Origin of the sequence: Gallibacterium faecale (genome assembly GCF_027920745.1) — a bacterium.
Taxonomy (GTDB): domain Bacteria; phylum Pseudomonadota; class Gammaproteobacteria; order Enterobacterales; family Pasteurellaceae; genus Gallibacterium; species Gallibacterium faecale.
Genome location: NZ_JAQIBB010000027.1, coordinates 1 through 2,448 on the forward strand (window position 1 = coordinate 1; position 2,448 = coordinate 2,448).

Annotated in this window: 3 protein-coding genes; all 3 read left to right on the forward strand. The window is 36.1% G+C overall.

All coding sequences use genetic code 11. The features are described from left to right. The first annotated feature begins 151 nt into the window (after nt 1–151). The gene (locus tag PF272_RS02080) at nt 152–514 is read left to right on the forward strand and encodes a hypothetical protein (RefSeq protein WP_271141429.1); all 363 of its coding nucleotides are present in this window, start codon (nt 152–154) and stop codon (nt 512–514) included. Nucleotides 515–719: 205 nt separating this feature from the next. Next, complete coding sequence (locus PF272_RS02085; protein ID WP_271141430.1) at nt 720–1,037, forward strand: S8/S53 family peptidase; 318 nt, start codon at nt 720–722, stop codon at nt 1,035–1,037. Between the two features lie 66 nt (nt 1,038–1,103). Next, on the forward strand, nt 1,104–2,384 hold the full coding sequence (locus tag PF272_RS02090; RefSeq protein ID WP_271141431.1) for a S8 family serine peptidase: 1,281 nt from the start codon (nt 1,104–1,106) through the stop codon (nt 2,382–2,384). Nucleotides 2,385–2,448: the final 64 nt, after the last annotated feature.

Sequence of the window (2,448 nt, forward strand, 5' to 3'; positions counted from 1 at the left end):
TATGTCTATATTAAAAGTTAGTCGTTATATTGATAATCTTACTTTATGATTCTTATAGTTATTTATTTGAGGTGATAACAAAACTAATTTATAATGGTTACTAATTTTTTAATAGCGTAAATTTCCTTCCGTTGCTTGGATTTAATGATAAATGCAGTTATTTAATAGAACAAAAATTAGTCTTTGCGTAAGTACCGTAATTTTAGTTGCTTGCTCATCTGGCGGGGGTGGTTCATCAAATTCATCTTCTCCTATTCCTGAAGATCAACGAGGTGGCTTGGCGATAACTAAGCACCTTACAGATCAAAATAATACGGATAGTAATATCAAAGCAACGTTTCCTGAACTCAATTTACCAGAAAATCCTCCGCCACAATCTATTTCGATTCTTCCAGAAATAGATATTATTGCTAAAGTAGAGCCAGAACCATTATTGGATAAACAACCAGAATCGAAAGTCCTCATAGAAAAAACTAAAGATAGAGAATACATTTTTAGATATAGATACAAATGATCGGGGAAAAACAGGTGAACAACCAGAGTCAGAAGTTATTGTAGAAAAGACTCAAGAAGAAAAATCAGTTTTAGATATTGATACAAGTAATGAAGATAATAAAGAGAATGTAGAGAATCTTTCTATATCAACAAATGATATTGATATAAATCAGCCTACTTATCCAGTAAATATCCCCAAAACAAGTATTTATGTCCAGCAATCTGTGGATAACCGGATTCAAACTCAAAAACAGTTAGGTAAAAATGTTATTGTCGGTTTAGTTGATACTGGGTTATATCCTAAATTAGCGAGTTTAGCAGGGCGTTCTATTGGACAAGAGATGTATGCAAAAGGTGAGAATGACGAGATTATTCGGACGGCAACACAAGATACGGAAAGTCTTCATGGTTCAAAGATGGCGTATGTTATCTTTCTCGTGGCGCCTGATACCCATTTAGAAGTGGCTGGTGTATTAGGTTCAACGGCGGTGAATCGCTTATTAGCCGTTGAAAAGTCAGCAATGGTTTTAAATAACTCATGAGCACTCGCAGAAGAAACGGATCCACAATATGATCTTCGATATAAATGGAATGTACTTGAACATTGGGTGATTGCTGTAGAAAGGGGCGCTCTCATTGTTAAAGCAACAGGAAATAATGGATTAAATGACTCATTTTTATTTTCTCGAGCGCCATTATTGCGTCCAGAGTTATTGGCGGGGTTTCTTGCTGTAACGGGAGATGCGAGATATCGTGAACAAGAATATCCAAATGATTTAATTGCAAATGCTTGTGGTAGAGCAAAAGATTGGTGTTTAGCAGCACCAATGCGAGCTTATCTGCCAAGAGGGGATAGAGCTTTTAGTTTTAGTTCAGGAACTTCAGTTGCTACTGCGTTTGTTTCGGGCGTAGCGGCTGCGGTAAAAACTCGTTACCCATGGATGACAAATACAAATCTTAAAGAAACATTGCTTGGTACAGCAGATGATATTGGTGAACCAGGGATTGATAATCGCTATGGTTGGGGATTAGTTAATCTGGAAAAAGCGTTAAGAAGTTATGGGCAATTTTCGTGGGGACAAAGTATACTTACTATTCCTGATGAACAAATTGCATATTTTGATAACGCTATTTTTGGAACAGGCGGTTTTATTAAACAAGGATCAGGAACATTAGTACTTAATAACAATAATACTTTTACGGGGTTATCCGATATACAACAAGGTACAGTGGTTATTAATGGTACTAATACATCTAGTATGAATGTTGCTTCATCAGCAAGACTGGTTGTAGGAGATGTTCCTAATGTTTCAGTAGGTGATTTAACGTTAGCTGGTGTTTTGGAGCATACTTCTAGCAGCGATCTTTTTGTAAATGGTAACTATACTCAAAGTGAAAGCGGGCTAGTAAAGAAAGTACTAGGATCTGTGATTAGAGTAAATGGTACAGCGAGTTTAGCGGGGCATTTATGGCTTACTGGTTATGCAGATGGCTTTGTTCCTGATGAAGGAGCAACGATCACGATTTTGATTGCGAAAAAGGGTGTATCTGGACAATGGAATATTGATAGCCGTAGCGTGTTACAGAATATCTCGACACGGACAAATCCAAACAGTGTAACGATTAAGTTGGAAAATAAATCTATCGTTGAAGCGTTAGCAAACAGTAATGATTATCCTGAAAAAGCAAATGTTATAGAAAAAACAGAAAACCTATTAACTAAAATGAATGAAGATTTTCATCAAGAAGAAGGTCTATCAGCTGAACAAGAAGCGTTTTATTCTAATATTGTTGCAGCCACTTCATCAGAAGAGTTAAATACGATTTTATTCAATACCCAAAATACAGCTATCTATAGTAAGGGATTATATGTAGAAGATCAAACCTAATCTGACAGTCTCCCGTTTAAAATTACAGCGCCTGTCAGATTAATTTGAGCTTAAATTCTTTTCC

Coding starts and splice junctions, on each gene's coding strand:
- PF272_RS02080 (WP_271141429.1), top strand. CDS start 152: ATGCAGTTATTTAATAGAACAAAAATTAGTCTTTGCGTAAGTACCGTA.